Annotated in this window: 23 protein-coding genes; 11 read left to right on the plus strand and 12 right to left on the minus strand. The window is 36.2% G+C overall.

Going from position 1 to position 26,680, the window contains the following annotated elements; all coding sequences use genetic code 11:
• Positions 1–864 precede the first annotated feature (864 nt).
• On the plus strand, positions 865–2,406 hold the full coding sequence (locus CQZ96_RS01160) for a TerC family protein (protein WP_004719629.1): 1,542 nt from the start codon (positions 865–867) through the stop codon (positions 2,404–2,406).
• A 124-nt stretch (positions 2,407–2,530) separates the two neighbouring features.
• Here the strand turns inward: CQZ96_RS01160 and CQZ96_RS01165 are convergent, their stop codons facing one another.
• Positions 2,531–3,388, minus strand: a complete 858-nt coding sequence (locus CQZ96_RS01165; RefSeq protein ID WP_105712444.1) for an alpha/beta fold hydrolase — start codon at positions 3,386–3,388, stop codon at positions 2,531–2,533.
• Between the two features lie 126 nt (positions 3,389–3,514).
• On the opposite strand from CQZ96_RS01165, the gene CQZ96_RS01170 reads away from it, so the two are divergent.
• Entirely contained in the window at positions 3,515–3,973 is a 459-nt protein-coding gene (locus CQZ96_RS01170; protein WP_056511786.1) for a hypothetical protein, read from the plus strand.
• Positions 3,974–4,026: 53 nt separating this feature from the next.
• On the opposite strand, the gene CQZ96_RS01175 is transcribed toward CQZ96_RS01170, so the two are convergent.
• Both CQZ96_RS01175 and brnQ read right to left on the minus strand, forming a co-directional pair.
• On the minus strand, positions 4,027–4,263 hold the full coding sequence (locus tag CQZ96_RS01175; RefSeq protein ID WP_004719635.1) for a hypothetical protein: 237 nt from the start codon (positions 4,261–4,263) through the stop codon (positions 4,027–4,029).
• A 644-nt stretch (positions 4,264–4,907) separates the two neighbouring features.
• Positions 4,908–6,200 (minus strand): branched-chain amino acid transport system II carrier protein, encoded by a 1,293-nt coding sequence (gene brnQ / locus CQZ96_RS01180; protein ID WP_105712445.1) that lies wholly within the window; start codon positions 6,198–6,200, stop codon positions 4,908–4,910.
• Positions 6,201–6,535: 335 nt separating this feature from the next.
• Here brnQ and map point away from each other — a divergent pair, with 335 nt between their 5' ends.
• Entirely contained in the window at positions 6,536–7,330 is a 795-nt protein-coding gene (gene map / locus CQZ96_RS01185; RefSeq protein ID WP_056511782.1) for a type I methionyl aminopeptidase, read from the plus strand.
• Positions 7,331–7,679: 349 nt separating this feature from the next.
• Here the strand turns inward: map and CQZ96_RS01190 are convergent, their stop codons facing one another.
• The 4 genes from CQZ96_RS01190 to CQZ96_RS01205 form a co-directional block, all read right to left on the minus strand.
• Entirely contained in the window at positions 7,680–8,852 is a 1,173-nt protein-coding gene (locus CQZ96_RS01190; protein WP_056511779.1) for a benzoate/H(+) symporter BenE family transporter, read from the minus strand.
• A gap of 289 nt (positions 8,853–9,141) precedes the next feature.
• Positions 9,142–9,795, minus strand: a complete 654-nt coding sequence (gene leuE / locus CQZ96_RS01195) for a leucine efflux protein LeuE (protein WP_105712446.1) — start codon at positions 9,793–9,795, stop codon at positions 9,142–9,144.
• Between the two features lie 149 nt (positions 9,796–9,944).
• On the minus strand, positions 9,945–10,928 hold the full coding sequence (gene tal / locus CQZ96_RS01200; RefSeq protein WP_096734337.1) for a transaldolase: 984 nt from the start codon (positions 10,926–10,928) through the stop codon (positions 9,945–9,947).
• Positions 10,929–11,016: 88 nt separating this feature from the next.
• Complete coding sequence (locus CQZ96_RS01205; RefSeq protein ID WP_034618362.1) at positions 11,017–11,907, minus strand: LysR family transcriptional regulator; 891 nt, start codon at positions 11,905–11,907, stop codon at positions 11,017–11,019.
• A gap of 147 nt (positions 11,908–12,054) precedes the next feature.
• Here CQZ96_RS01205 and aceI point away from each other — a divergent pair, with 147 nt between their 5' ends.
• The 6 genes from aceI (at position 12,055) to CQZ96_RS01235 (ending at position 20,563) form a co-directional block, all read left to right on the plus strand.
• The gene (gene aceI, locus CQZ96_RS01210) at positions 12,055–12,480 is read left to right on the plus strand and encodes a chlorhexidine efflux PACE transporter AceI (protein ID WP_004822192.1); all 426 of its coding nucleotides are present in this window, start codon (positions 12,055–12,057) and stop codon (positions 12,478–12,480) included.
• Positions 12,481–13,432: 952 nt separating this feature from the next.
• Positions 13,433–15,502 carry a hypothetical protein gene (locus CQZ96_RS01215; RefSeq protein ID WP_105712448.1) on the plus strand — a complete coding sequence of 690 codons (2,070 nt, stop codon included), beginning with the start codon at positions 13,433–13,435 and terminating at the stop codon, positions 15,500–15,502.
• A 131-nt stretch (positions 15,503–15,633) separates the two neighbouring features.
• A complete protein-coding gene (locus CQZ96_RS01220; protein ID WP_105712449.1) occupies positions 15,634–17,349 on the plus strand; it encodes an AAA family ATPase in 1,716 nt (571 codons plus the stop codon).
• Between the two features lie 23 nt (positions 17,350–17,372).
• Complete coding sequence (locus CQZ96_RS01225; RefSeq protein WP_105712450.1) at positions 17,373–17,786, plus strand: hypothetical protein; 414 nt, start codon at positions 17,373–17,375, stop codon at positions 17,784–17,786.
• Between the two features lie 396 nt (positions 17,787–18,182).
• On the plus strand, positions 18,183–19,637 hold the full coding sequence (locus tag CQZ96_RS01230; RefSeq protein WP_105712451.1) for a SulP family inorganic anion transporter: 1,455 nt from the start codon (positions 18,183–18,185) through the stop codon (positions 19,635–19,637).
• Positions 19,638–20,179: 542 nt separating this feature from the next.
• A complete protein-coding gene (locus tag CQZ96_RS01235) occupies positions 20,180–20,563 on the plus strand; it encodes a 5-carboxymethyl-2-hydroxymuconate Delta-isomerase (protein WP_105712452.1) in 384 nt (127 codons plus the stop codon).
• Between the two features lie 39 nt (positions 20,564–20,602).
• Here CQZ96_RS01235 and CQZ96_RS01240 read toward each other — a convergent pair whose 3' ends face one another.
• From CQZ96_RS01240 to CQZ96_RS01250, 3 genes are read right to left on the minus strand one after another with little or no spacing between them, the layout of a single operon-like run.
• The gene (locus CQZ96_RS01240; protein ID WP_105712453.1) at positions 20,603–21,223 is read right to left on the minus strand and encodes a DUF4240 domain-containing protein; all 621 of its coding nucleotides are present in this window, start codon (positions 21,221–21,223) and stop codon (positions 20,603–20,605) included.
• 59 nt (positions 21,224–21,282) lie between these two features.
• Entirely contained in the window at positions 21,283–22,149 is an 867-nt protein-coding gene (gene thiM / locus CQZ96_RS01245; RefSeq protein ID WP_105712454.1) for a hydroxyethylthiazole kinase, read from the minus strand.
• A 9-nt stretch (positions 22,150–22,158) separates the two neighbouring features.
• Positions 22,159–23,313 (minus strand): hypothetical protein, encoded by a 1,155-nt coding sequence (locus CQZ96_RS01250; RefSeq protein ID WP_004719663.1) that lies wholly within the window; start codon positions 23,311–23,313, stop codon positions 22,159–22,161.
• A 170-nt stretch (positions 23,314–23,483) separates the two neighbouring features.
• On the opposite strand from CQZ96_RS01250, the gene CQZ96_RS01255 reads away from it, so the two are divergent.
• A complete protein-coding gene (locus CQZ96_RS01255; protein WP_105712455.1) occupies positions 23,484–23,744 on the plus strand; it encodes a hypothetical protein in 261 nt (86 codons plus the stop codon).
• A gap of 137 nt (positions 23,745–23,881) precedes the next feature.
• Here CQZ96_RS01255 and CQZ96_RS01260 read toward each other — a convergent pair whose 3' ends face one another.
• Both CQZ96_RS01260 and CQZ96_RS01265 read right to left on the minus strand, forming a co-directional pair.
• Positions 23,882–24,145: a hypothetical protein gene (locus tag CQZ96_RS01260; RefSeq protein ID WP_004719666.1), complete on the minus strand. Its 264-nt coding sequence runs from the start codon at positions 24,143–24,145 to the stop codon at positions 23,882–23,884.
• Positions 24,146–24,273: 128 nt separating this feature from the next.
• Positions 24,274–25,467 (minus strand): hypothetical protein, encoded by a 1,194-nt coding sequence (locus tag CQZ96_RS01265; protein WP_105712456.1) that lies wholly within the window; start codon positions 25,465–25,467, stop codon positions 24,274–24,276.
• A 546-nt stretch (positions 25,468–26,013) separates the two neighbouring features.
• Between CQZ96_RS01265 and CQZ96_RS01270 the strand changes: the two genes are divergently transcribed.
• Positions 26,014–26,679 (plus strand): DUF2057 domain-containing protein, encoded by a 666-nt coding sequence (locus CQZ96_RS01270; RefSeq protein WP_056511748.1) that lies wholly within the window; start codon positions 26,014–26,016, stop codon positions 26,677–26,679.
• Position 26,680: the final 1 nt, after the last annotated feature.

The raw sequence follows: 26,680 nt of genomic DNA on the forward strand, positions 1-26,680 counted from the left end.
AAAAAACAAGTAAAATCGACGAAATGTAAATTTTGCTTGAACCAAACTTAAGTTAAAGTATTCAGTAAAGGCATTGTATAACTGTCTTAAATTAGATAAAAAGTAGTAATACCTTGCGTAAATTTAGTCGCTTCTTCATGCAATTTAGAATGAACAGAGTTCATTCTTTAGTTGTTAGTGTGGAATCGAAAGTTTCAAAACAACCGCAAAGGTTGATTTTATTGAAAGTCATTGAATGTCCCTGTGTCATAGTGGCTCCTCCTACGTATATTTCAGCTTGCTTAAGTATGAAAATTACCAAGAAGATGTTGTTAAAAGCAAGCTTATTAGTTAAAAAAATTAACATCTGATGTTATTTTAACTGAAAAATAAGAAAAATCAACTTGGCTTTACTGTTAATAATTAGGTTTGATTACGCCATAATGGGAATAAATCTAAGTATTTCCTCCCTAAATGCCCATATATCCGATTGAAAATCATTAATTAAATTAAAGCGATTTATACCGTTAGAAGGTAAATAGCATTTAATAACTATAGTTATACACAATTTATATTGAAAAAAGCTAATGACATTTTTGTTAGATTGAGTGAAAAATAATTTGAATAAGATGAATCGGCATCTGTAAAGCATCGAATTGATCATGCGAGGCAGGGATTACTTACAATTCACCCGTATCGCGAGGTTATTCATAAGAAAAATCTTAAATAAATGTAAAATTTTTGTGAAAATTAATTACAACTGCAAGATATTGTGCATAATTAATCTAATTTAGTTGAAAAGGTTTCATTCATGGATCCGTCGTCGTGTAGGTCAAATTTATTTTTCTTCTTATATATTGATAATAATAAGCAGGAGCTCTAATAATGGAATTTTTATTAGACCCTGGAATTTGGGTTGGTCTTTTAACCCTGATTGTTTTAGAAATTGTACTGGGTATTGATAACCTGGTCTTTATCGCCATTCTTGCAGATAAACTTCCTCCTGAACAACGAGACAAAGCACGTATTATTGGCTTATCTTTAGCCTTAATTATGCGTTTAGGCTTGCTGTCTATTATTTCGTGGCTGGTCACATTAACCAAGCCTTTAATCGCTTTTGGCGGGTTGTCTTTCTCAGGTCGAGACTTAATTTTATTATTCGGTGGACTGTTCCTCGTCTATAAAGCCGTCACTGAACTACATGAAAAAATGGAAGGCAAACCTGAGGTTAAAAGTTCAGGTGCAGTTGTTTATGCAAGCTTCTGGGCAGTTGTGGCGCAAATCATCGTTTTAGACGCAGTATTCTCTCTTGATTCGGTGATTACCGCGATTGGTATGGTCGACAATATCTATGTGATGATGGCCGCTGTAACGATTGCTGTGGTTGTGATGTTGATTGCGTCTAAGCCGTTAACCGCTTTTGTCAATAAGCATCCGACAGTCGTGATTCTATGTTTAAGTTTCTTATTATTGATTGGTGTGAGCTTAATCGCTGAAGGTTTTGGTTTCCATATTCCGAAAGGCTATATTTACTCGGGTATTGGTGTGGCAATTTTAATTGAAGCCTTTAACCAATTTTCCAGCCGCAATGTTGAAAAGCATCAGTCGAAAACGCCATTGCGTCATCGTACCGCAGACTCAATCTTAAAATTGATGGGAAGTAAGCTGGATGCAGATTTATTACAAAGCCCTGAAGCTTTAGCTGCTCAAAAAGCCTTTGGTGATGAAGAACGCTATATGGTTGGTGGTGTATTGACACTTGCTGAACGTTCAGTTGCCTCAATCATGACGCCAAGAAATCAAATTTCGTGGATCAATCTTGAAGATGATGCGGAGAGTATTCGTCAGCAAATCTTGGCTGTACCACATAGTTTATTCCCGGTATGTCGCGGACAATTGGATAAAGTGGTTACGGTTGTACGTGCTAAAGAGTTAATTGATGTACTGGATGAACCAGAGCAATTACAAGCCTTGCTTAAACGTAGTCGTCCGATTTTTATTTTTGAAAAAATGAAAGTGATTGATGCTATTCATACTTTAAGAACGTCTAAGGGGTCTTTGGTCTTGGTGAGTAACGAATTTGGTAATATCCAAGGTTTGATTTCTCCGTTGGATGTGTTTGAAGCAATTGCGGGTGAATTCCCAGATGCAGATGAACAGTTAGAGTTGATCAAACTGAATGATACAACGTGGAAAGCATCAGGTATGCTTGACTTGTATCAGCTTGAGCTGGAACTTGGCATGTTGGATCTAGTTCAAGAAGACTCAGGTTACTTTAGCGTAGCAGGTTTGATTTTAGACAAGACTCAAGGCGAAGCAAAAGTTGGCACTCAGATTGAACAAGAGGGCATTTGGTTTGAAGTCATCGAAATGGATGAAAATCGGATCAAGACGGTAAAAATTACCCGTCCAGAGCAATTTTCGTAACTGCTTTACGATTAAATCGCAAGCAGATATAAAAAACTAAAAAAATGCCTCATTAATGAGGCATTTTTTTAAATAAAAAGAGCACTTAGATAGGATTACTTATCTAAGTACTTAAAACTAAAAATTAATTTAAAATATTTTGTGCCATTGTTGGCCATAAATTTTGATGTGACTTCTTAAACATTAACATATGACCAATGGCTTTATGGCCTGTATCTTTCGGTTTAAGCTCTATCATTTCTGTGGTGGCTTTTGGATACAAGCGAAGTAAGTCTTTGACATTGGCTTCTGTAGCGATCTCATCATCCGATGACCAATACACCGTAATTGGGCATTGAATTTCGTTGTGATAGTCCTCGAAAATCGTTTTACCTATAGCGTTCATCACATAACCGGGTTTACTGCAAAATTCAGCCCATTGTTTTGCAACATTTTTGGGTAAATTTTCTCCCATGCCTAAAAACTTGGTTGCGCCATAGCCTTTGACTAAGCTTGAAACAGGGAAGATCATTTTAAACATGACAGGCGCCATACGTTTGGTTCGCCCTTTAAGTCCTTTTACATGTCCTGTAGAGCCTGAAATTGCAATCACTTGTGCCACTTTCTTGTAATTAGAAACAATGCCTAGTAATTGTCCCCCAGCACTATGACCTAAGAGTATGACTTGTTCTTTGCCTGTTTTATTCAGCAATGTTTCAATAGCAGCAGGAATATCCAGTTGTCCCCAGTCTTGAATACTTGCAGTGGACTGACGAATAGGACCATGTAAGGACTCACCTATACCACGAAAATCGAAGACTAGTACATCTGAACCTTGTTGGGCAAGCCATTCTATAAAATGATGATAAAAACCTTGGGTAATACCTGTTGCAGGACAAACCAAAATAGGCAATTGATGGGTTGATTGTTTTGCCGGATAAAAACGTGCAGTTAAGCTATAGCTATCTGCACAAGTTATGGTTAAATTTTCAAATGTATTCATGACAATTCAATGGGTATGCTTTAATGATTACTTTACATAAGTTCTAAAAAGAAACTTGATGAAAGTATGACTTATGAGTCAAAGGTAATATAAATATTTTAAGCTGTTGGAATTAGGATGTTTTAAATGGATTTAGTGAGTTTAAGTTTGTCGGTAAAGTTAGCTTTAATATTTAGTGGGATTTATCTATGGGTGGGTATGCTAACAGGGGTTTGGAAATATTACCAAATTAGTCGATCAGAAATGGCTCGAGCTCATTATTATGTCGATATCGCACATCGCAGTAGCTTGCTTTATGCTCCAGCCACTTTGATTTTAGCGGTGATGGCCTATTGTTCAAGCTGGACAGAAACCACAAATTTAATATTTGTCTTGATTAATTTATTCTTTTTTAGCTTTTCAATTGCCAGTTATGTTTTGCATGGTTTTTTAAAAGATACGACAAATCAATTCAAAGAACCGCACCAATTAGGAACAATGCACTTACCGAAAATATTGTTACGTATCGCAATGCTGTTATTGGTACTCGGGGAGATTGTTGCGACTGGAGGATTATTACTAGGAATGTTTAATACTTTGTTTTAATACTTAAATTTTTATGATTTTCTTATTTAAGATGGATGCATGGCATCCATCTTTTATTCTGTAATCTTCGCGAGTTTACGAGATTTATGGTCGACTACATCCCAAACATAGAAGGCAGCAGAAACGACTAATGCATAGGCAAAAAATTCAGGTTTTAAATTGCCTTGAATGAGTCCATGAATAAACAGAGTCACTAAAAGTGCAAGTGTTGTACTTAAATAGATGACTAGTTTTGTATTTGTCTTCAAAGAATTAATGAAGACTTGCTTATTGAAATGTATTGATAACATCCCCATTCCTCCTGTCTGCTCGACAAAAACCACATTGTTTTAGTCTGGATTGGTTTATTCAGTTGTACCATATCTAATTATTATTTCAAGAGCAAATATCTCTATTATTCAAAATAATTATGACATATTTATTACAAGTGATGATTATTTTATAAAAAATGAAAATATAAGTGATTTTTTTGATAAATGATGTAATTGTTGTTGAAGTAGTGTGAGCTAGTTATCAAAATAAAATACAATAACTGAATAGGTCTTGAAAGTATTATCGACTAAAGTTGATAAAAATTATGCAATATTTATGCAAAAATCGAAAAAAATGACTATTTTTTCAAAATAATTCAATTTTGGCATGGAGAACGGTTCACTCATTCAAAAAAAGCAACAACGCGACTGAATTTATCTTTGTTGAATTAAAATTAAGTTTTAGTATTTTTAGCCAAATGTTTTTTATACGTAGAGCAAAGCTTGATTTGATCTATTCAGGTGCATTGATCACATGTTTGAAGCACTAAGATGGATCAAAGAACGCTTTAAAAATTGTGTCGCAAACAATAACGGCCTGTGGGGTAAACATGACAATTATTGATCACTGTTAAAATAAGATTTGGGTAAAATCAAATTTTAAGGATGATAATTAAAAAGCTTTATTTTTTAACTTTATCAATTACGACACAGATGATTAACACGATCAATGATGGGATCACCCATGCAAGATTCTGTTCATTTAACGGTAAGTTTTGAATCATCAAAGGTAAGCTGTCTTTAAAGCTTGTGACTTTAATTCCTTCAATAAGACCAAATAAAAATGCAACGCCAGTAACAGGTGCGATAACCGTGGTTGGGTTATTGAATTTACCCCAAAAGAAGCTCAATAGAATGACCACAATTGCGGGTGGGTAAATTGCACTGAGTACGGGAACTGAAAAAGCAATCAGTTTGGTTAAACCTAGATTTGAAATCACCAATGAAAACAACACCAAAATAACCACTAAAACTTTATATGGAATTTTTGTCAGTTCAGAGAAGTATTCAGCACATGCGCAGGTTAAACCAATCGCAGTAACCATACATGCAATAAAAATCAAACCTGTCAGGAATAAAGAGCCTAAGTCACCAAAAGCATGTTGAACATAAGCATGCAGGATCACTGCGCCATTTTCAGCATTTGGAGCAGCATCATGACTGCCTAAACCAAGTTTAAATAAGCTGAGATAAACCAGCGTTAAACCTACACCAGAAATCAAACTTGCAATAATGGCATATTTGGTTACGAGCTTTTTATCTGTGACACCACGAGAGTGGATTGCATGAATAATCACAATACCGAAAACCAAAGCGCCTAAAGTGTCCATGGTTAAATAACCATTTACAAAACCTTCAGAAACAGGGCTGGTAGCGTAATTGTTGATCGCAGGAGAAATTGAACCAGTCGGGATCAGAAATGCTGCAATACCTAAAATTGCCAGTGCAATAATTTTTAGCGGTGCAAGAATATGACCCACTGTATCCAATAATTTATTTGGATAAAGAGAAACTAAAGTTACAAATGCAAAATAGATAACACTATAAATAAATAATGCTGTACCACCATTTCCAAAGTATGAGGAAAAACCAATTTCATAAGAAACAGTTGCAGTACGAGGTGTAGCAAATAATGGCCCAACCGAGAGATAACACACTACAGTCAGTACTAAGCTTGCGACTTTACCTAAAGGCGAGCTTAAAATCGCAATAGAACCTTCAGTTTTAGAAAGTGCCATAATGGTAATAACAGGTAAGCCTACAGCTGTGACTAGAAAACCTAGCGCTGCGAGCCATACATGTTCACCGGCTTGTTGAGCAACAATGGGTGGAAAAATAATATTGCCTGCCCCAATAAATAAGGCAAAGGTCATAAAGCCTAAAGCAATAATATCCTTTGTACGGAGATTAGTCATAAACTGTGGTTGAAAAAGCAAAACAGCGATTTTAGTAGAAATAGCTTATTTTTTGTATTTTATTTTATGGATAATATTCCCGTTTTTTATAAATTTTAACCAATTAGTCATATTGATTATATTTATGTGGATGATTCACAGTTAATTTTCAAAAATTGAAAAAATCAAAATTTTCAAAAAATATAGAATAGATAAAATCATCATATGGAAAGATTATACTTATTCTAAAATTTATGTGTTTGATTTTGCATTTTTATTGAATAAGATAGGCGGTAAATTGCCCTAAACGTATTGAAAAGGCATATAATATTTTTTCACTTTTGCGGACAGATCCAATGAAAGCTTCTACAGTCACTATTAAAACCGAACAAGACCTTGAAAAATTAAGAGTGTCGGGGCGTTTAGCTGCTCAAGTTTTAGCAATGATTGGTGAATATGTGGAGCCAGGGGTGACGACTGAGTATTTAGACGATATTTGCAATGATTTTATTGTCAATACGCTGAAAGTGATCCCTGCAAATATTGGATATTATGGTTATACTAAAACCACCTGTATTTCTCCAAATGAAGTGGTCTGTCACGGTATCCCATCAAAACACAAGGTTTTAAATGATGGCGATATTATCAATATAGATGTTGCGATTATCAAAGATGGTTATTTTGGTGATACCAGCCGTATGTACTATGTAGGTACAGTTAAACCTGAAGCGAAAAGACTGGTTGAAACGACTTATGAGGCAATGGTGGCTGGGATTCATATGGTCAAACCCGGTGCAACACTCGGGGATATTGGTCATGCAATCCAACAAGTTGGGCAACGTGAAGGTTATACGATCGTTCGTGAATATTGTGGTCATGGGATTGGTAAGATTTATCATGAGCAACCTAACGTATTACATTATGGTCAACCCGGACAGGGCTTAGTGCTTAAAAAGGGTATGGTTTTTACCATTGAACCAATGATTAATGCGGGGAAATCCAGTGTCAAAGAGCTGAAAGATGGCTGGACTGTGGTTACTGCGGATAAGTCATTGTCAGCACAATGGGAACATATGGTTGCTGTCACAGATACAGGATTTGAATTGCTTACACCTTGGCCTGAAGGTACTGGCAACTACCCTGAGATTTAATCTTTAGACTTTGGTCTAATGAATGAATTATGATCGGCGATTTATTGTTTTTTTATCTTTGAAAATGAGATTTTTCTCACTTTATTTACTGGGAATGTGGTTCTTTTAGGGGATGTTTTCGGTTGAGAAATATCCAATAAGTGTTTTTAAGTATTGGTTTAAATATTAACCAATCGCTAAGATAGCTTCCAGATTCTCGCTGTAGTTTCTATTGTTGTTTCAAGCTTTCTAGCTTACCCATCCTAGGGTAAGCTTTTTTTTGTCTATCGCTTCTCGATTTGCTTTGATTCGATGATTGAAAATTTAAAATAAGATGAATGAGCCTCCATTCATCTTATTGATCAGAATGCTATTTTTTAAGTTTAAAGTTTAAAATAAACGAAACAGCGAAGCCAAATAGGAGTCCCCAAAAAGCGGAACCAATCCCAAAAAACTGAACACCTGATGCACTGAATAAGAAGGTGAGCAGTGCGGCTTCACGATCTTTGACTTCATGAAATGCAATTGCAATATTATGGCTAATCGTACCAAACAAGGCGATTCCTGCTAATGCTACAATAAAAAGATGTGGAAAAGACATCAATAGACTTGTCAATGTTGCCGCAAATAGCCCCATCAAAATATAAAAGAAACCACAGCTCATGCCAGCAATATAGCGCTTCGCAGGGTCTGGGTGAACTTGGTCATCCAGACTGACAGCAGCACTGATTGCGGCAATATTCACGGTATAACAGCCAAATGGTGCAAGCAAAGTCTGCGCTGTACCTGTCCAACCAATAAGTTGGTTAACATGGGGTTTATAGCCATAACTTTTAATCATCGCAATCCCTGGTAAATACTGAGATGCCATATTGATTACAAATAAAGGCAGTGCCAATCCGAGAATTGCAGACCATGTGAACTCAGGTGTCATCCATACTGGTTTTGCCAATCCCCACTGTAAGGTTGGAACATGAAACTCCATAAAAAATGGACAAATGATAATTCCTGCGATCACGGTAATCACAATACAATAACGAGCCCATAGCCGTTTAGTGACGATATAAACCGCCAAAAGGCTGAGAATAAATGCCCAGTCGTTTTGCATACTGGCAAATAGAGCAATACCAAATTTGAGTAATACACCTGCCAGCATGGCACTGGTCAAACTCTGAGGAATATACGAAATAATTTTTTCAAATATGCCTAAAAAGCCTAGTGTGGCGGTCAGTAAACCACTCACTAAGAAAGCACCAATGGCTTCATAGAGTGAGTAGCCGCTGGCAGTGGCAATGATGAGTGCAAGTGCAGCGGTTGACCATGAGGTGGCAACAGGATATTTGAATTTCCAAGAAAGAATTAATCCTGAAAGACCTATACCTAAACCGAGTGCCCAAAACCAAGAGGTAATTTGTTCAGGGTTTGCGCCAAGTAATTGAGCCGCTTGTATGACGAGTACAGCCGAAACACTGATACCAATTAAGAAGGTAATGAAACCTGCAAATACAGCAGGTATAGAGAAGTCTTGGAGTAACTTTTGCATGATCCCTTGCTTTTAAATTTGATTGAATGGTTGAAAATGCAACCATCATACATGGATCATTTTAAAGCTTATAGGGTTAATTGGAATTAAATAGCAAAAGGAAAAATAAAATTGAATAAATTCTCATTTTTGGAGAATTTGGCTTTTTTAAAATTAAAACAGTTTAGTCGAAAGTAATTTATACTTACTTATAAAGATTAGATATTGCCTTGAATAGAAAGCGCAGTTTATCCAAAAGAACGATCCAAAAAGAATGCTTTAATCGGGAGATTTATTTAGCTAAAGCAGCTTACATCGTTGAAACAGCAAGCTTTATTCCAAAAGCACAGAACAGTAAGCCTACACAAGCAACACAACCTGCAGCAATTTTGTAGCGTGTATTAAAAAAAGTGGCGAGTTTAACGCCTGAGAAGATCAAGATCGTCAAATAACTCATACTGATGATTTGCAGAATCACTGAAAGTGCCGCAAAACTTAAAGCAGGGTAAGGGTAATCAGGATTGACAAACTGAACAAAGAACGAGAGATAAAATAAAATTGCTTTTGGGTTGAGTAAGCTGATGGTGAGTGCTGTTCGAAATGGATGAAATTGTTCGTTAGTTGCAGTATTCGATGTATTTGTTTGCAGCGTTTGTGGTTTGCTCTGCCAAGTTTTGATACTTGCGATCAGTAAACGAATACCGAGATAAGACAGATAGCTTGCACCAACAACTTTGAGAATGATAAATAACCAAGGAAAGGCATGTAGTAGAGAGGCAGCACCTAAAACAGTGCAGAGAATCAGGATTAAATCTCCTGTAAAGACACCTAAAGCACCGATATAGCCCGTTTTAATTCCAAATCGAGAGGCAATTGACATCACATACAATGAGTTAGGACCGGGTAAAATGACGATAAAAATAGTCCCTAGTATATATGTCACAATATCGGTAATACCAAACACAACATTCTCACTGTATAAGAAAAGCGAAATAAAAAAGCCGAGCGTTTATGATAACAAACTCGGCTTTAGAGTGTGAGCGATTTTAGTGCAATTTTAACCAAAAGCGCATCTACAATTTAGATTTATATAAATCATTCTAAATACATAGATTAGTCAATAAAATCAGCATCTAGGCCAAAAGATTGACGCAATAATAATGCAAGTTGTTCACGCGCTTTGATAAAACCGTCAATCCCGCTTTGCAATAATTGGAATGCCATTAAATCAGCTTCCAATTGTTGTTTAAATTCAGCTTTAGAAATCTCTTGATGTTCTTGAGCAGTCAGTTCAGTGTCTAAGCTGAGTTGAGAAACAACATGACGTTGATCATTGTTCAATTTTTCAAGCAGACCTGGTGCAACGGTTAAAAGATCACAACCAGCTAAACCTAAAACTTGGTCAATGCTACGGAAGCTAGCACCCATCACTTCAGTTTTAATTTGATGCTGTTTGTAGTAATGATAAATTTGTTTAACAGACAATACGCCTGGATCTTTCTCAATTGGATAGCTTTCTACATTTTCAGCTTTTTTAAACCAATCTAAAATACGACCGACAAATGGAGAAATCAAAGTAACATTGGCATCTGCACAGGCTTTGGCTTGGTGTAAACCAAAAAGCAGGGTTAAGTTACAATGAATACCTTCTGATTCAAGTACTTTCGCAGCTTGAATACCTTCCCATGTAGAAGCAATTTTGATCAGAATACGGTCTTGATCGATCCCATATTCTTTATACAATGCAAGTAGCTCTTTAGCCTTGGCAATGGTTTCTTCGGTATTATAGGAAAGGGCTGCATCTACTTCTGTTGAAACACGACCTTCTACAATATTTAAAATTTCTACACCGAGTTTGACGGTGAGAATATCGATGGTGCGTTCGACGAGTGCATCTAATTCATAACCTTCTTTTTTTGCTTGAGCATAGGCATCTTCAATTAGCTCACGACTTTCAGGCTGTTGTGCTGCTGCTGTAATGAGTGAAGGGTTAGTCGTTGCATCCAAAGGGCGAAATTGTTGAATTGCGTTTAAATCACCTGTATCAGCAACGATAGTGGTTAAGCGTTTTAATTGATCTAATGCAGATTGTGTCATTACCGATTATTTCTTAGTTAAAATATTTGTGATTTATTTATAACACAATGCGATTTGAGCAAAACAGGAAAATGTACTGAAAGGCCTATTATTTTGTATGAATTCTTTGATTTCGAATGTGATTAATCAAAAAACGAGCAGCTGAGCCTAAGTTGCTCTCACGACTCCAGACTAAGTCGACAAAATATTCAAATTTTGGTGTGAAATCGAGCAAATCTAAGATTTTTAACTTATGTTTGAGCTCTGGATTTTCATTAAACATTTCTAAGGGAAGTACCCCCCAACCCAGTTCTTTTAAAATTAAAGCACATGCTGAGTGGTGATTGTCAGTACGCCAATAGTTTTTAGAATAGAGTAATTCGGGTTTAATGGTTCGATCACGACTTGCCACGACAATTTGTCTGGATTGTAGGATTTGTTCAAAAGTAACTTGTTTATGTGCTGATAATGGGTGATGAATAGCTGAAACAGGAACCAAGGCTTCTTTTTTAAATTCGACAAATTGCTCACGGCTTTCAAGTATTTCACGTTCAAACATCAATGCCAGTTGTGCCGTCTGATTCATTAGCATTTTCAGCGCATCTTCTTGTGGTGCTGAGAAGATATTAATTTCTAAAGTTGGAAAGTGCTCTCCCAGCAGTGCAATGTATTCAGCCCAGTCTGTATGCAATAATTCTGAAACCACCACGATATTTAATGAGGATTCCAAGCCTTCGCTAAGCGCAATCGCTTGTTGTTTCCACTGATTCATTTCTACCAGCAGTTGTTCAGTTTTTTCATATAAGCGTTGAGCTTGAGGTGTGGGTATTGGTTCACGGCCTACACGATTAAAGAGTTTTAGATTTAAGTCTATTTCCAAGTTGGCGATAGACATACTGACAGCGGAGGGAACTTTGCCAAGCTGTCGTGCTGCTGCTGAAAATGAACCTGTTTCCATCACCGTTTTAAAGATGGTGAGTTGTTCTTGGTTGATATTCATGCACTTGGCACCATTATGTTTAGTTTTTCAGTCATTAAATTTACTCCAATTCACGCAACCTTTCAATAAAATTGAAAGAACCTGACTCGATTGATCAATATTATAAAAATATAATGCATCTATCGAATCAAGAAAGAGTAGTTTTAAATGATGATTTCCAAAAGAAGGGTTATTCATGCATTAAGCTATGAAGTCATCCTGTTGGTGATCATAGCGATTGCATTAAGTTTTATTTTTGAAGTGCCAATGGAAGTTACCGGCGTATTAGGTGTTGCAATGGCCGTGACTTCAGTGGTTTGGAATATGGTTTTTAACCATTTCTTTGAGCAATTTGAACGTAAGAGAAAGCTTAAACGTACCATTGGTGTACGTATTTTACATGCCATTGGTTTTGAGGGTGGTTTGATGTTAGCCACGATTCCAATGGTTGCTTACGCAATGGATATGTCTTTGTGGCAAGCAATTTTATTGGATTTCGGAATGACCACCTGTATTTTGGTTTATACCTTTATTTTCCAATGGTGTTATGACTTGATTGAAGAGCGTATGGGGGCAAAACCTGTACATTCTTAATTAAGTCTGCAATGCATTTATTTTAAATTTTAGTGAAAATTTCAAATGTGTTGCGATAGAGATCCCCTTAGTTTTATTGAAAAGTAAGGGGATCTTTTTTTATAAAAATTTAATTAAATTAATTTTCTGGAAAAATTGTTTGATTATAAAAAAACTGCAATGCCACACCTTACATTCAAAGTTTAAATAGCTTTGCGTAGGCAATGCCTCACTTTTCGTAAGAGATTCCAAACCTTGCGCTGCAAACAAAGCTATGCTTTGTTTTTGCTCATGTTTGGCGAGGGGTACGTCCTTTACCCCCGCCCGACGGCGACATCCCTGTCGCCCCACGATAGGATCACCATCTATGATTCAAAAGTACAAAAATGAATTGATAACCAATTGTTACTCAAAGTTCATATAAAAACATAAGCTTCATTTATGATCAGTTGCTTGATAGAAGTCACTTGTATAAATAATTAGGTGGTTTGACTATAAGGAATAAAAACTAGGTAAAACATAATCAATAAAATAAAAACCCGTTACATGATCACAGCTCAGTTTAAACAAACTTTTGCAAAAGATAATTGAATTCAATTTGTTTTGTAAAATTGTTCGCCTACAATAGGGTCTGTTAACATTTCATAAATGGCTTGCGTTGTAGGCTAAAATTGAGCAGGCAAGGCATGAAACGAAGAGAATAGCGAGACTATTTTCGAGTTTCATAACACAGACTGAGATAATTTTAACCACAACCCTGAGCAAGAACAAAGCACTGCTTTGTTTGCAGCGCAAGGCGCAGCGGGGACTAGAGTTTTTTTGTCGCTACGTCGTTACGAACTACCCATTTAGCTGACTAAATTTCGTATTTCGTGCCTCGAATGGTTTAAAAAAACTCGTTGTCGCAAACATAGAAGAAGTGTCAACAGACCCTAATAAATTCAATATATGTAAGAGATGGATTGAGGCAAATATGGTGCAGACAGTTCAGGAGCAGCTGCCACATAGACACCAGCTTGCTGCTCAAGAATTACTTCAGGTTTCAGCAAATTTAAATAAGATTTATCTTGATCAATTTGACTATTTGTCCGAGATTACTGCGCACAACTTTTTCCAGTTTGATCCACAACAGCATAAATTCAGTCTGGCAAATCAGTTACTCAATATCTATTTTGATGAAGAAAAGGGTTTAATTTTTGATTTAAATTTTGAAAAGTTACCGCGTTCTTTAGAAAATAAAATCAATATCAATCGTTTTGTTCAATATTTCTCTGAAAATATTTATTTTTATACAACAAAATATCATGAGATACATCCGACTGATTTAAAGACCAAAGCCCAAATCATTCGCCAAACACTGATTGAACAGGTTTTTGAGTGGGTGGATGGTGAAAATCGGGTAGAGCAGTATTTATATAATATTAGTGAAGCAGATGCAGAACGTATTGATCAAATTTTGCTGCACTATGAATATTTTGATTATGCCTATGTTTCTGATTTTGCTAAATATGGTAAAGCAATCCCTTTAAGTGTTGAAATTAATATTAAGCATTTAGTGCTGATTAATTCTGTATTGGGTCAAGAGTTTTTACCGATTCAGTCATTGGTACCTAAATTTCAACAGGCCATTTTTTCTTTAGATCAGTTTATTCCAGCGCATTATTTGCGTATTTTAAAGATTTTCCACCCAGAAACATTACGCTTACATGAACTCAGTCAGTATTTTGCAAGTTATCAATTACTGGCTGTACATGCTCAAGAACAACCGCAAATGCTTGCTTATGCAAAATATATGAAACGGGGCTTTTGGCAATATCAGGATTTATTGAGCAAGCAGCACTTTTTACAAAAAGATGCTGAATATTGGGAACAGGATCAAGTTCCACAATTTCCAATTTGTAGCCTTAAGCGCACTGCAAATTGGCTATTTAAACAAGATGAACAGGTCAATGATTGGATTAGTCGACATATAAAGGATCCCAATGTCAGGATCACGATCACAGCATTAAGTCTGATTGATACTTCAAAGATTTATCCTGAAGTCACTATAAGTGTTTTAAAGTATTTTAAAAATATTGCAGCGCGGCTATTTTTAATTGAATGTCATTCCTTTGCAATTACAAATGAATGGCAAAATCACCAAAAGAACAATCGTTATAGTTTTTTAAAAACAGAGATTGAAAATAAATCGAATAAGAAAATAATTTCTAATTCTTATTTATATATCGAAGAATGGTTGGATTTCGCTGCGTTGATGTTGGCGGATCAACCACAGACGTATAAAAAAATATACCTTAAGATAAATCGTATCATTCAAGCATTTATGCTGTTTGTACAACACATTGCTCAGGGCTTGCCCACGCAACTGATTAAGTTTATTGATCCGCAACGACAACAACATGCTGAATTTTTTATTCAGTTGCAAAAGCACAATATAACAGTCGATGATTTCCGTAAAAAACTGAAACACATGCAGATTGGTCGTGCATCTAACCATAGTATTTATGACAGCTTTGTTTTGGACTATGTGATGAATTTATTTAATGATCATCACGATATAGGGCGGAATGTCACTTGGTCTGGTCTATATCAACAAGCACAGCGTTGGCATCAACATCATTATTTTGTTGATACCTTATCAACACTTAAAGAAAAAATAGATGTAGAGCATTGGGATCGCGTTGCACCAATGCAAAAGATTTATTTTGAAGAGTGGTGCTATGAAGAACTGAATAGCCTAAAACGAATTATTCAAGAGTCGTTGGTGTTTAAACACTGTTTGGCATTGTCCTATTGTGCGCGGATTGTAGATCGTGAATATGTAGCATTTCATGTATCGAAAGTTGATGATGCGACTCAGGAAATGACTTTGGGTTGTTATTATAAATTAGGACGTTTGGTCTTTGATCAATTGCGTTTACCCAATAATCATATTCCTGATGAGTTTTATATATTGAAAGCTCAAGCTTTTATTGATGATGTAAATCAGCATTTAAAATGGAAAAGCAGTATTCAACCCAATGAAGAATTGGGGAATTTATAGTTTGACGCAGATCATTTTTGAGTGAGCGACTTGGCTTTAATTCACTTTTCATGATGCATTTGGCTTAACTTTTTATGCAAAAATCGTTAGGCTATAGCCGTCCCATCCTGTTTAGGTAATTCAAGGCTGTTATGAAACAAGAAACTGCACTCAAACTTATGAAAGCGGGTGAAAATGTCTTTTTGACTGGATCTGCTGGTGCAGGAAAAACCTATACGCTTAATCAGTACATCAATTATTTAAAAGCACGCAAAGTCCCTGTTGCAATTACAGCATCTACGGGGATTGCAGCAACACATATGAATGGCATGACGATTCATACTTGGGCAGGCATTGGGATCAAAGATACGCTGACTGATGATGATTTAAAGCGTATGAAAGAGCGTAAATACTTAAAAGAGCATTTAGAAAATGCCCAAGTCTTGATCATTGATGAAATTTCAATGTTACATGCCAAACAGCTTAATTTGGTCAATCAAGTTTTAAAATATTTTAAAGAATCTGATGATGCTTTCGGTGGTATTCAAGTGATTGCAGCCGGAGACTTTTTTCAGCTGCCGCCTGTAGGAAAAAATAGCGAACTAAATCGAGATAAATTTTGTTTTATGTCAACCGCTTGGGTTGAAGCAAAATTTCGTGTTTGCTACCTGACAGAGCAGCATCGTCAAGATGATTCGGCATTGAATGATGTACTCAATGCGATTCGTGCCCAGAATATTCAGCCACAGCATATTCAAGCGCTACAAGATACCCGTAATCAAGACATTGGCGATACCTACACGCGTTTATATACCCACAATATGGACGTGGATAGCATCAACTTTCAGCATCTCAATGCGATTGAAGGGGATGATCATCAATTTGTAGCGGTGACAGATGGTAATGAAAAGCTGATTGAAACATTGAAATCTTCTGTACGTGCACCTGATGAGTTGACGCTTAAAAAGCATGCCAAAGTTATGTTCGTTAAAAATAACTTCGATATGGGCTATATCAACGGTAGTTTAGGTGAAGTTATTGGTTTTGAAGAAGACGATGAACTAGGAATGTTACCTAAAGTCAAAATGACCGATGGTACAACCTTGTTGGTTGCGCCAGAAACATGGTCTGTTGACAATGAAGGTGGTAAAACCATCGCCAGTCTACAACAAGTGCCATTACGGTTAGCTTGGGCGATTACTATTCATAAATCACAAGGGATGACCTTGGAAGCTGCGGAAATCAACTTAAGCCATACCTTTGAAAAAGGGCAGGGTTATGTGGCTTTATCCCGGCTTAAATCGATTCAGGGTTTAAGATTGTTAGGTTTTAATGATCAGGCATTGGAACTGGATAGTCTTGCAATTAAAGCAGATCGCCGTTTTCAAGAGTTATCCAATGAAGCCGAAGTGCATTATGCAGATTCAGACTTAACCACACAGCACAATGCCTTTATTCGTCATTGTGGCGGGACGTTAAATACCACTGAAATTGAACGTAATGAAAAGAAGCTGGCGCGTAATAGTGGTAAAACCAATTATGCTTCGGCAACACTTGATGAAACACGTGAATTGTTTGAAAGTGGCTATGAGGTTCAGGATATTGCGGTTGAACGTGGATTAACTCCTGCGACGATTATCAATCATTTGGCTCGTTTACATCGAGAGCAAGGTTTAGATATCTCGATTGCAAATCCTGGTGAAGAAGTTGTAGAAAAAATTCGTGTAATTTATAAAAAATTAAAGAAACGCCAAGATCCAAGTCATTTTAATGATGATGGTGCGATTAAATTGCGTCCAATCGTTGATTTAACCAGTCCCAAAATGGGCTATGATCAGGTACGTTTGGCATTGTTATTTGTTGAGTGATAGATGTTTTTAGTGATGAATTAATGGCTAAATTTGAGAAAAAGTTATTAAGTCCACGTTTAGCTATTTTGTCTAAATGCAAATATTCTAATAGTTATAATCTCTGCTTTCAGTTGTGCCCATTTTATTATGCGCATGAATTGATAGATTCAAATATTTCTTTTGAAGGGTTGGAGCTACCATCTCCATTTTTAAAAGATTTGCTTGGGTTGACGTTGGTTTTTGATGAAAATGAATGTGATGCATTTAATGGGTGTTTTACCATTAAAAGTATCCATAATCCTGTCGATTTATACCAATTGGCATTTATTGAAAGTCGTGACGGTTATCTAAAAGTGATTGCGAAAATCAAGATCGATTTTGAGTTTGAGCAATTTGATGATTTTGAAAATCTAGAATTGGTGATCAATGCTACTGTTGCATCTCAGATCTTATGATTCAATCGTTTTAAGTTAAAAAGAATGAATTAACACAGATACTTATTGATGATTTTGTTAAGGTCTATCAATAGAATACAATAGATGTCGTGCTTTGAATGAGATAAAGAACCATAAAGCGCCCTAGTCCAGAAATGTTTCATATCATGGTTATTCTTATTCTAAAATTAAAGTGAATTTCAGCATCGTATAGCTGTGTAGTAAATTTGGATGCTATACTCGCACTTTAACTTCCTTCAAAACCAGCGCTTTTTTATGACACTTACGCCACCTTAAGTTTATTTACCTCTTCTAATCTGTAAATAACTCATCACTGTCTAGTGATGTGGTGTAGTCGTTTGTGTATCGTATATCACATCACTAGCCTATCAAAAAATCAAAAAATAGGCGCTATTTATGTTATCTAATATCCGAGAACAATGGTTCTCTAACATCCGTGGGGATGTGCTTGCTGGACTTGTTGTGGGGCTTGCACTCATCCCTGAAGCTATCGCTTTTTCAATTATTGCTGGTGTAGATCCAAAAGTGGGTTTATATGCATCATTTTGTATTACCGTCGTGATTTCGTTTGTTGGGGGACGTCCAGCAATGATTTCAGCAGCAACAGGCGCTATGGCATTGCTTATGGTCACTTTAGTAAAAGAGCATGGCCTTGAATATTTACTTGCTGCAACAATTTTAACGGGTGTGATTCAAATATTTGCAGGCTATTTGAAGTTAGCGAAGTTAATGCGGTTTGTTTCTAAATCTGTAGTGATTGGCTTTGTGAATGCTTTAGCTATCTTAATTTTTATGGCTCAGTTGCCTGAATTTGTGAATGTGACGTGGCATGTTTATGCTTTGGTTGCATTAGGTTTGGTAATCATTTATTTATTTCCGCTCATTCCAAAATTAGGAAAAATACTGCCTTCACCGCTTGTGTGTATTATTGCAATTACGATATTGGCAATGAGTCTTGGATTTGATGTGCGAACAGTTGGGGATATGGGGGCTTTGCCTGATACGCTTCCAATATTTTTACTTCCAGACATCCCTTTGAATGTTGAAACATTGAAAATTATCTTGCCGTATTCATTCGCATTAGCGGCAGTTGGTTTACTTGAATCTATGATGACAGCGACGATCGTGGATGAAATGACTGATACACCAAGTGATAAATATCAGGAATGCAAAGGGCAAGGAATCGCGAATATTGCATCTGGTTTTATGGGAGGAATGGCGGGTTGCGCAATGATCGGTCAATCTATGATTAATGTGAAATCAGGCGGTTTTTCTCGCTTATCAACATTCTCAGTGGGTATTTTTCTTCTTATTCTTGTTGTATTTATTAGTGACTGGCTCAAAGTGATTCCGATGGCTGCATTGGTTGCTGTAATGATTATGGTCTCTATTAGTACCTTTGAATGGCGTTCTCTAACTAGCTTTAAAGCAAATCCTAAAAGTAGTAATGCTGTGATGATCGTGACCGTCATAGTGGTCGTGGCTACTCATAACCTCGCATTAGGTGTACTCAGTGGCGTTTTGCTTTCAGCGCTATTTCTTGCCATTAAATTAGAAGATGATATTCAGGTGAAGTCTACTTTTGAAGGTTCAGCACGTTTATATGATTTAAGCGGTCAGATTTTCTTTAGCTCTTCTGAAAAATTTATGCAAAGTTTTGACTTCAATGAGAAAATTTCAGATGTCATTATCGATTTGACTCACTCCCATATTTGGGATGTCACATCTGTTGCGATGTTGGATTCTGTTGTAAGCAAATTTCGTAAGAATGGAATCAACGTCACAGTACGTGGTTTAAATGAAGCGAGTTCAATTATGATCGATAAGTATGGCACACATGCCAGAATTTAAATTAAGGAGACTCTATATTTATGTAGAGTCTCTAAAATCGGTATAATCTTAATTATGCAAGTACTTCGTAATATGAATTAGCTAAGATTCATTTATGGGATATATGCCACAAATGCTAAAACTAAAATTAGCAAGAGAGAATGGTTTTAGCTTGTGGAACAGTGATACAGCTGAAAAATATAATCAATGTAGTGTAAAAAAATAAAATGTTTGAAATAGTTAAGATGTTAACTTAAGCCCAATGTCTAGCTTTTAAAAAAGATTCAAACTTAAAGTAATATTTACAGATTAAAATCAACGAAATATAGATTAGTATTTGATTTATCTCGAATTCCTTATTATTTAGAAAATTTAGTATTTGGAAGTAAATTTGTAGAGCTAAAAGTAAGCTAAAAAAATAACACCTCTATGACTTGCTTTTTCTTTTACAGTTCTCATAAATCTAAGCGCTAAAATGCTAATTTAGTGTTAATTTTACAGTTTTTTTATATGTTAATGCTATAATTCTTATCAATATCTAGTGCTTTCAAACGGTTAATACCATGCCACAAATGTTTATTGATTATTCTGACAATATTCAAAATTTAGATAAAAAGAAATTGATGTTGGGCTTAAATCATGCACTGTTTGATACAGGTTTAGTGGGGCAAGCATATGATATTAAATCCCGTATTCAATCAGTTTCGGATTATTTGATTGGCTTTGGGGATGAAAGTGGCGAGCAGAGTAATCAAGCATTTATTTTCGTACGTTTACAAGGTCTAAGTGGTCGTACTGAACCACAAAAAGACTTAATGACTGAAAATTTATCGCAATTTTTACAGTCATTTGAAGATTATTCTGCACAGGGTTTAGAAATTCAGCTCTGTGTAGAGTTTGCTGAAATGCCACGAGAAATTTATAAAAAAGTTTTTGTGCAAAAATAATCAGATTGGGGCTTAAAAAAATAAGCCCCAATCTTTTACTTATTCACTTCTAAGCTCGCATATTGCTTTAACCAGTTTTGGATATCGCGTTTGTAACTCAACACTATTGAGTAAATCTCTTTCAATCTCGCCCGCTGCAAAATCATAGTGATGTTCTGGATATTGTAAATATACCGCATCACGAATCTCAGACTCTTCTTCATTTTCATGATGGACGCTATACGCCTCATCAGCAACATAGAGTAGACCCTCAGCCCAAGTGTCTCCTATATTAAAACTATATTTCCCGCTAACAAAGCTTTGAATATCTTCTTGTATGTCATCAAAGAATTCCTTGCCTTTGAGGATTAACCAACATCTAAAATAAATAAAACCATCATCTGATAAATAGGCATCGAAATTGAAAATACCATCTTTTTCAGTAAAATCAGATTCTAGAATTGTCGAGAGTTCTGCGATTTCAGCACTATAGAGTTGTGAGAGTTTGAGCTGAAGTGTTTTTTCAAAAAAAATCAGTTGTTGTTTATCTAACTGAGATAAATATTGCACAAGATTTTGTAAATGCTGGTCAATATCATAGTCAGACCAGTGAGCATCTTTGTTGTGATTCGACTGGTCTATTGCGTCCCAAAACAATTTTTCTTCTTCTCGTAATGACATCAGTGATTCCATAGGTTTAAGCTTAATTTTAATGGTAAAAGCAAATTTATATGTTTAGTCTAAAGACTTAAGACTTCTATATCAGCATATTGCCAAATTTTATCTGCACTCATTTGATATATTTCATCTAAAAATGCGACATTAAAGCTCCCAACAGCTTGGGCTTTTTCAAAAGCCAGTTTTCCTGCAATCGCAAAATGGATATGTGCAGAGATTGTTGCAATCGTGGCTGTTGTGACTGCACTATAAGCTGCAATTAATGCCCCTAAAGCGCAACCTGTTGCAGTGACTTTAGGCTGTAAAAAGCTTCCGCCATTGACCTGAATCACACTATTAAATTCTTTAGATAGAATAAAATCAGATTCACCAGAAATTGCAACACATTCGGTATGGGTTAAAAGTGCTAAAGCCTGTAAATACACTTCATTGCTTGACACAGTACTGTCTACACCTTTGGATTCAACTTGATTGCCTGCAAGTGCACTGATCTCTGAGGCATTACCGCGAATAATAGTCGGTTTAAGCAAAACTAATTGATCGACCATTTCACTGCGCCATTTGAGAAATGCACCATAACCAACAGGGTCGAGAACCCACGGTGTATTTTTATTTGCTACAGTTTGTGCTGAAATTTGCATGGCCTGCATTTGTTCAGACGTAGGCGTTCCCACATTGATACTTAATGCCGAAGCAATAGAAGCAAAGCTTTCCGCCTCAAATGGGTTATCAATCATTGCAGGTGAAGCCCCAGCAGCCAGTAAGACATTTGCAGCATAATTTGCTGCAACACTGTTGGTGATACACTGGACTAAGGGCTGTTGAGTTTGCAACTCAGTCCAAGCATCCACAACTTTTTGTAAAATGACATCAGTGTGGGTATGAAGTTGATCCGTTTGAGAATGTGTAATATTTTCAGGATGATTCATAAATGCTCCTTACTGAGTAAAGTAGTGGTCTTGGTGTTTGCAACTGCGACAAAATAATGTCACATAATTTTGTGCATCATACTCAACTGTTAATTCGTTTGAGCCACAATACATACAGCGCTTTTGTGAATAGAAATTTAAGCGTGGTTCAATCTTTTTCCAAGATTTCCACACAGGTTGAAAGAAGATACCTTCATCGTAGCCTAAAAACCGATAAAACAGTATTTCACTCATCCTACTTAATGGAATATTCGGTGGACGTGGCAGGGTTGAGGTTTCCCATTTTTCTGCAATTGCACGTTCTCGATATTGTTGCACTGTTTTTTTGAGAATATTGGTATTAATAAAGTTTTCGTTACGAACTTGTAGCGCCTTTTTTTGATATAAATATTCAAGCGCAGTTTGAATGAGATAGAAAATTTGCCCAACGGCTAATGTGTCGAGTAGGTGATAACAGAAGATTTGGAAGTTTTTATTGCCCGAAATCTGGATACCCCACGTGCGGCAATAATGTTGGGTAAACTGTACAATTTCTTGATACAGCACAACATAGAGTGCATTTTTGACTTCTTCGGATGTTTTAAATGGGATACCTTGGCTTAGATTTTCATAGAACCAATGGCGTAGTTGTGTTGCGATACTAAACATACTCGGTTCGGAATAACCATCCAAACGGACATTGATATAGTATTGGTGTGCATCATCACTAAAATCTTTGGCAACAAAAACATTGTCTTTAATCAGTTGATTGAGAAGTTGACTTTGAAAATAGTAATTGGGGGTAATGGGATGATATTTAATCACTTCCCAATCAATAAACTCTTGATGGTTGGTATTTTCATGCACCTGATTGTCTAAAATACTCAGTAAAAATAATTTATGTAAAAAACTGAGCTGGTCTAAACCTAATTCAAAATTATCTTTTTTCTTTAGCTTACGGGTTTCTTGCAAGCGAGTTTCTTTAATCAGCTTACGCCGTTTGCTTTGGCATGTTTCACAATGACAGTTGCGTTGATTGTTTTGAAAAACTTGATGATTGCAATGGCTACATTGGTGAAAACTGACTTCTTTCTCAAATTCTTCAGCTTCAACATAATACATACTTGCCTGACAAAGTGGGCAAAATGTACTTTCATCCAGCTGTTTTTGCAGAATTTGAAGCATAGAGATAAATATATAAATTATTAAGGACTTTTCATTATACACATCTATATAGATGAAAGCTGATTGCTTAAAATGAATGTTTTATAAAATATACATATTCGATGATGATTGAACCCATTGTATGATTATTCAATGATATTCAAAGACTAAATCTCAACGATTGAATCCAGTTGAGTGCAAGTTTAGATGTTTCGGAATGGGATCATTTTTTAATCTTTTCATCTGGACTGTACATAGAATGCCGTTATGGTATTTTCTTGCTCAAAGCACTTAAAAATATTCAAATTAATCCGATTGAGAACCGTTATATGGGGCGCTTCGTTGTGTCAAAACATATTGACCATTCAGAATTATTGCAGGATAAAATAGCGCAGTCTGGTTTACATTATCATTTTGAAAAGCAAATATTCGTAATCCATTTGCAAAAGTAACAATGTGGGGCTTTGGGGGAAATGAACTTGTATGGTTTAGCAGTTTATATTGTTTAAATGCGGTAAATAGAACGTATCTATTGATTCTATTTACCGATAAAAGGTGATTTAAACAATAATCCTAACGCTTAGCTGCCTTAATAAGCAGCAGGGCACGGTAATTCAGAATCCTCAAAATGCTCCATTTTAGCCTGAAGCAATGCCTTGGCTTTTTTAGCTGGAACTTTGTGCTGTCCTAGCATTTCATATTGTTTTAAAAGCGCAGTCACTTCACTGGTTTTTAAAGGAATGCCTTCACAAGTCATAAACATCGCAATAACCTGATGATCTAACTTAGCTTTATCCAGCATTTGCATCGTTTTAATGTTTTCAACACGGACTATATGGTCTTTAAAAATCATGTTGCACCTCATTTTTTGTTGAGTATTTTTATTGTGCGATATACACAACATTAAACAAGCAAGAACTGTGCTCAAAATGTAGTCGCTTTGAAAAAAGTGTAATGTTGTGCATCGAGGTGTTTAATGATTTATCGCGCACCTACGGGTTGGTACAATCCATTACCCTTACCAATATGTGATTGATAGATTGGAATCCATGGTGCGAAGAATATATTTTGTTTCCATTCATTTAGCACATTAAAACCGTTACGTGCAATTGCGATACGATGTTGTACATTGGCCAGATTGGTTGCTGTGAATGGTGCGCGTATAATCAGATAGGGAGTGAAAATTAATTTAAATTTATTGATACCTACAAAGATATCACCACGTAAGCCTAAATTTTCTAAACTGAGTGACAACATAAAATTATTAATTTTAGAAAAATCACGCATTATTGGCTTATCCCACATCGGCTGTAGAATTTTTTCTTGTTCATGAATGCCAAAGCTGATAGCTGCATCTGTAGCCAACTTTTTAAATTTTGATGAATAAATGCTTGATCTAAGCGCTTCTTCATCCGCGATTTTCTGTAATTGAAACGCTTGAGTCAGGGTTGATCCATAACCAGTCAGTTGTTGTGCCAACACTAAAGCATCATAGTGTTGATGCATGATACTGAGTCCACCAATATCTGCCATCACATTGGCCTGCCCATTAATTAATTCATTATTGGCTTGGGCAATGGTGGCCTGTAATGTGGGTACATTCATCCCTGCAATAATGATGTTTTGACCATTGGTGACATTTAAGGGATCCAAAGCATTAGACAATGAGAAGGTTAATGCATAGGTAGAACGGACATCATTGGCAACAAAAATACCCAGATTTGGCCAGAAGAATTTTGGATTGTTACGACTGAGTGCATCGTAATACATTAAAATAAAAGCATTAGTTGCAAGTAATATTTTTTGTTGTGACTGGTTGCCATAAGTATTTATAGCAAGCTGCCTAACTGTGGAAAATTGCTGGCGAATTTTGCTTCGGATACTTTCGTATTGCTGAATGGTGGATGTAATGGAAGGATCGTATAGAAAATTTTGATTATTGGCTATGTTGTAAAGTTGCTGGTACAGGTTTTTTTCAGACGTATTCAGATTGCGTTGTGCCATATTGGCATTCATATTGTAGGCAAGTTTTGAGAGTTGTGCTGGGCTCGCTTGAGTGGCATAGCTGGTTGCTGCCATTGTTTGTGTGGCATAAGGTACGACCAAAACAGCTGTAATACCGATGATACATCTCGTTAATATTGCTTTAAATCTGGATATGGTTTTCTTATTCATGGGGAACATCCTGTTAATTTGTTTTTTAGAATTATGCTTATTTTGAATGTGTGCTATTCAAAGGGTATAGGGTCTGCTGATAATTCGTCTATGTTTGCGACTACGTGTGTTTTTTAGGTGATACTAGGCGTGAAATACGAAATTTAGTCATTCTAAATAAGTAGTTCGTAACGACGTAGCGGCAAAAAACACACTAGTCCCGAAGGGTTGTGGCTAAAATTATCTCAGCCTACGTTATGAAACTCGAAAATAGTCTCGCTATTCTCTTCATTTCCTGCCTTGTCTGCTCAATTTTAACCTACAACGCAAGCCATTTATGAAATGTCAACAGACCCTAGTTATAAATAAGAAAAAATAGATTTAAAATGTGCGTTCAGGACAAGCAGATGAATGGTTTTTCCAGTAAATGACAAAATTATGTGACAAGTAAAATGAAAATGGTTTCATTATAAAAATCAGAACAAATCGCCATTGTCATAAAACTGTCATCACGACATTGCATAGTGCAATAAATTTTACATATATTTGACATAAGAGTAGAGCAATATGGCATTTAAATACGGCGTTGCTGCATTAGCTTTAATGCTAAGCGGATCAGTTTTTGCAGCAGTCACCTTATCTGCGCCAGAAGAAATTGTAGTATTGGCGGTGAACGATCAAGAAGTGAATTCAGGTTTAATCCGTAAAAAGAATGAATATAAAGTCGATGCTGGTCAAGTTGCAGTAAGTGTTCGTTATCAACAATATTTTGAACATTTAAATGGTGAACACGACATTTTAAAATCGGGTGTGGTCACAGTGACAGCGCCAGATTTAAAAGATGGTCAAACTTATAAAATTGCTTTGGTAAATCCACCTCAGCGTTTTGAAGATGCAAAAAAATATGCAGAACAACCAACGATTGCGATTTATGACAATAAAAACCGTCTCGTGGTGCAACAGACTGGTGTGAATACTGAAGCGAAGCCTTGGTTAGGTTCTGGTTTATTCGGCAAAGTGATTGATTTAACTTCAAGTAAGAAAGCGCCAGTAAATCAACCAGCAGCTGTATATGCAACAACGACAAGCCAATCGCCAGCAACAACCTCAGTTGCTAAGACTACTCAAACCGTGAGTGATGCCAATTCGGCAGATCGCCAATTGATTCAAATCTGGCAAAATGCAAGCAAGGCGGAACGTCAGAAGTTTATGACTTGGTTAGCTGAGCAATAAT

This window comes from Acinetobacter sp. MYb10 (assembly GCF_002980175.2).
Taxonomy (GTDB): domain Bacteria; phylum Pseudomonadota; class Gammaproteobacteria; order Pseudomonadales; family Moraxellaceae; genus Acinetobacter; species Acinetobacter guillouiae.

Bases quoted from the DNA above. Each gene is read 5' to 3' on its own strand.
- CQZ96_RS01160 (WP_004719629.1), top strand. From the start codon at position 865: ATGGAATTTTTATTAGACCCTGGAATTTGGGTTGGTCTTTTAACCCTG.
- CQZ96_RS01165 (WP_105712444.1), bottom strand. From the start codon at position 3,388: ATGAATACATTTGAAAATTTAACCATAACTTGTGCAGATAGCTATAGC.
- CQZ96_RS01170 (WP_056511786.1), top strand. From the start codon at position 3,515: ATGGATTTAGTGAGTTTAAGTTTGTCGGTAAAGTTAGCTTTAATATTT.
- CQZ96_RS01175 (WP_004719635.1), bottom strand. From the start codon at position 4,263: ATGTTATCAATACATTTCAATAAGCAAGTCTTCATTAATTCTTTGAAG.
- brnQ (WP_105712445.1), bottom strand. From the start codon at position 6,200: ATGACTAATCTCCGTACAAAGGATATTATTGCTTTAGGCTTTATGACC.
- map (WP_056511782.1), top strand. From the start codon at position 6,536: ATGAAAGCTTCTACAGTCACTATTAAAACCGAACAAGACCTTGAAAAA.
- CQZ96_RS01190 (WP_056511779.1), bottom strand. From the start codon at position 8,852: ATGCAAAAGTTACTCCAAGACTTCTCTATACCTGCTGTATTTGCAGGT.
- tal (WP_096734337.1), bottom strand. From the start codon at position 10,928: ATGACACAATCTGCATTAGATCAATTAAAACGCTTAACCACTATCGTT.
- CQZ96_RS01205 (WP_034618362.1), bottom strand. From the start codon at position 11,907: ATGAATATCAACCAAGAACAACTCACCATCTTTAAAACGGTGATGGAA.
- aceI (WP_004822192.1), top strand. From the start codon at position 12,055: ATGATGATTTCCAAAAGAAGGGTTATTCATGCATTAAGCTATGAAGTC.
- CQZ96_RS01215 (WP_105712448.1), top strand. From the start codon at position 13,433: ATGGTGCAGACAGTTCAGGAGCAGCTGCCACATAGACACCAGCTTGCT.
- CQZ96_RS01220 (WP_105712449.1), top strand. From the start codon at position 15,634: ATGAAACAAGAAACTGCACTCAAACTTATGAAAGCGGGTGAAAATGTC.
- CQZ96_RS01225 (WP_105712450.1), top strand. From the start codon at position 17,373: ATGGCTAAATTTGAGAAAAAGTTATTAAGTCCACGTTTAGCTATTTTG.
- CQZ96_RS01230 (WP_105712451.1), top strand. From the start codon at position 18,183: ATGTTATCTAATATCCGAGAACAATGGTTCTCTAACATCCGTGGGGAT.
- CQZ96_RS01235 (WP_105712452.1), top strand. From the start codon at position 20,180: ATGCCACAAATGTTTATTGATTATTCTGACAATATTCAAAATTTAGAT.
- CQZ96_RS01240 (WP_105712453.1), bottom strand. From the start codon at position 21,223: ATGTCATTACGAGAAGAAGAAAAATTGTTTTGGGACGCAATAGACCAG.
- thiM (WP_105712454.1), bottom strand. From the start codon at position 22,149: ATGAATCATCCTGAAAATATTACACATTCTCAAACGGATCAACTTCAT.
- CQZ96_RS01250 (WP_004719663.1), bottom strand. From the start codon at position 23,313: ATGCTTCAAATTCTGCAAAAACAGCTGGATGAAAGTACATTTTGCCCA.
- CQZ96_RS01260 (WP_004719666.1), bottom strand. From the start codon at position 24,145: ATGATTTTTAAAGACCATATAGTCCGTGTTGAAAACATTAAAACGATG.
- CQZ96_RS01265 (WP_105712456.1), bottom strand. From the start codon at position 25,467: ATGAATAAGAAAACCATATCCAGATTTAAAGCAATATTAACGAGATGT.
- CQZ96_RS01270 (WP_056511748.1), top strand. From the start codon at position 26,014: ATGGCATTTAAATACGGCGTTGCTGCATTAGCTTTAATGCTAAGCGGA.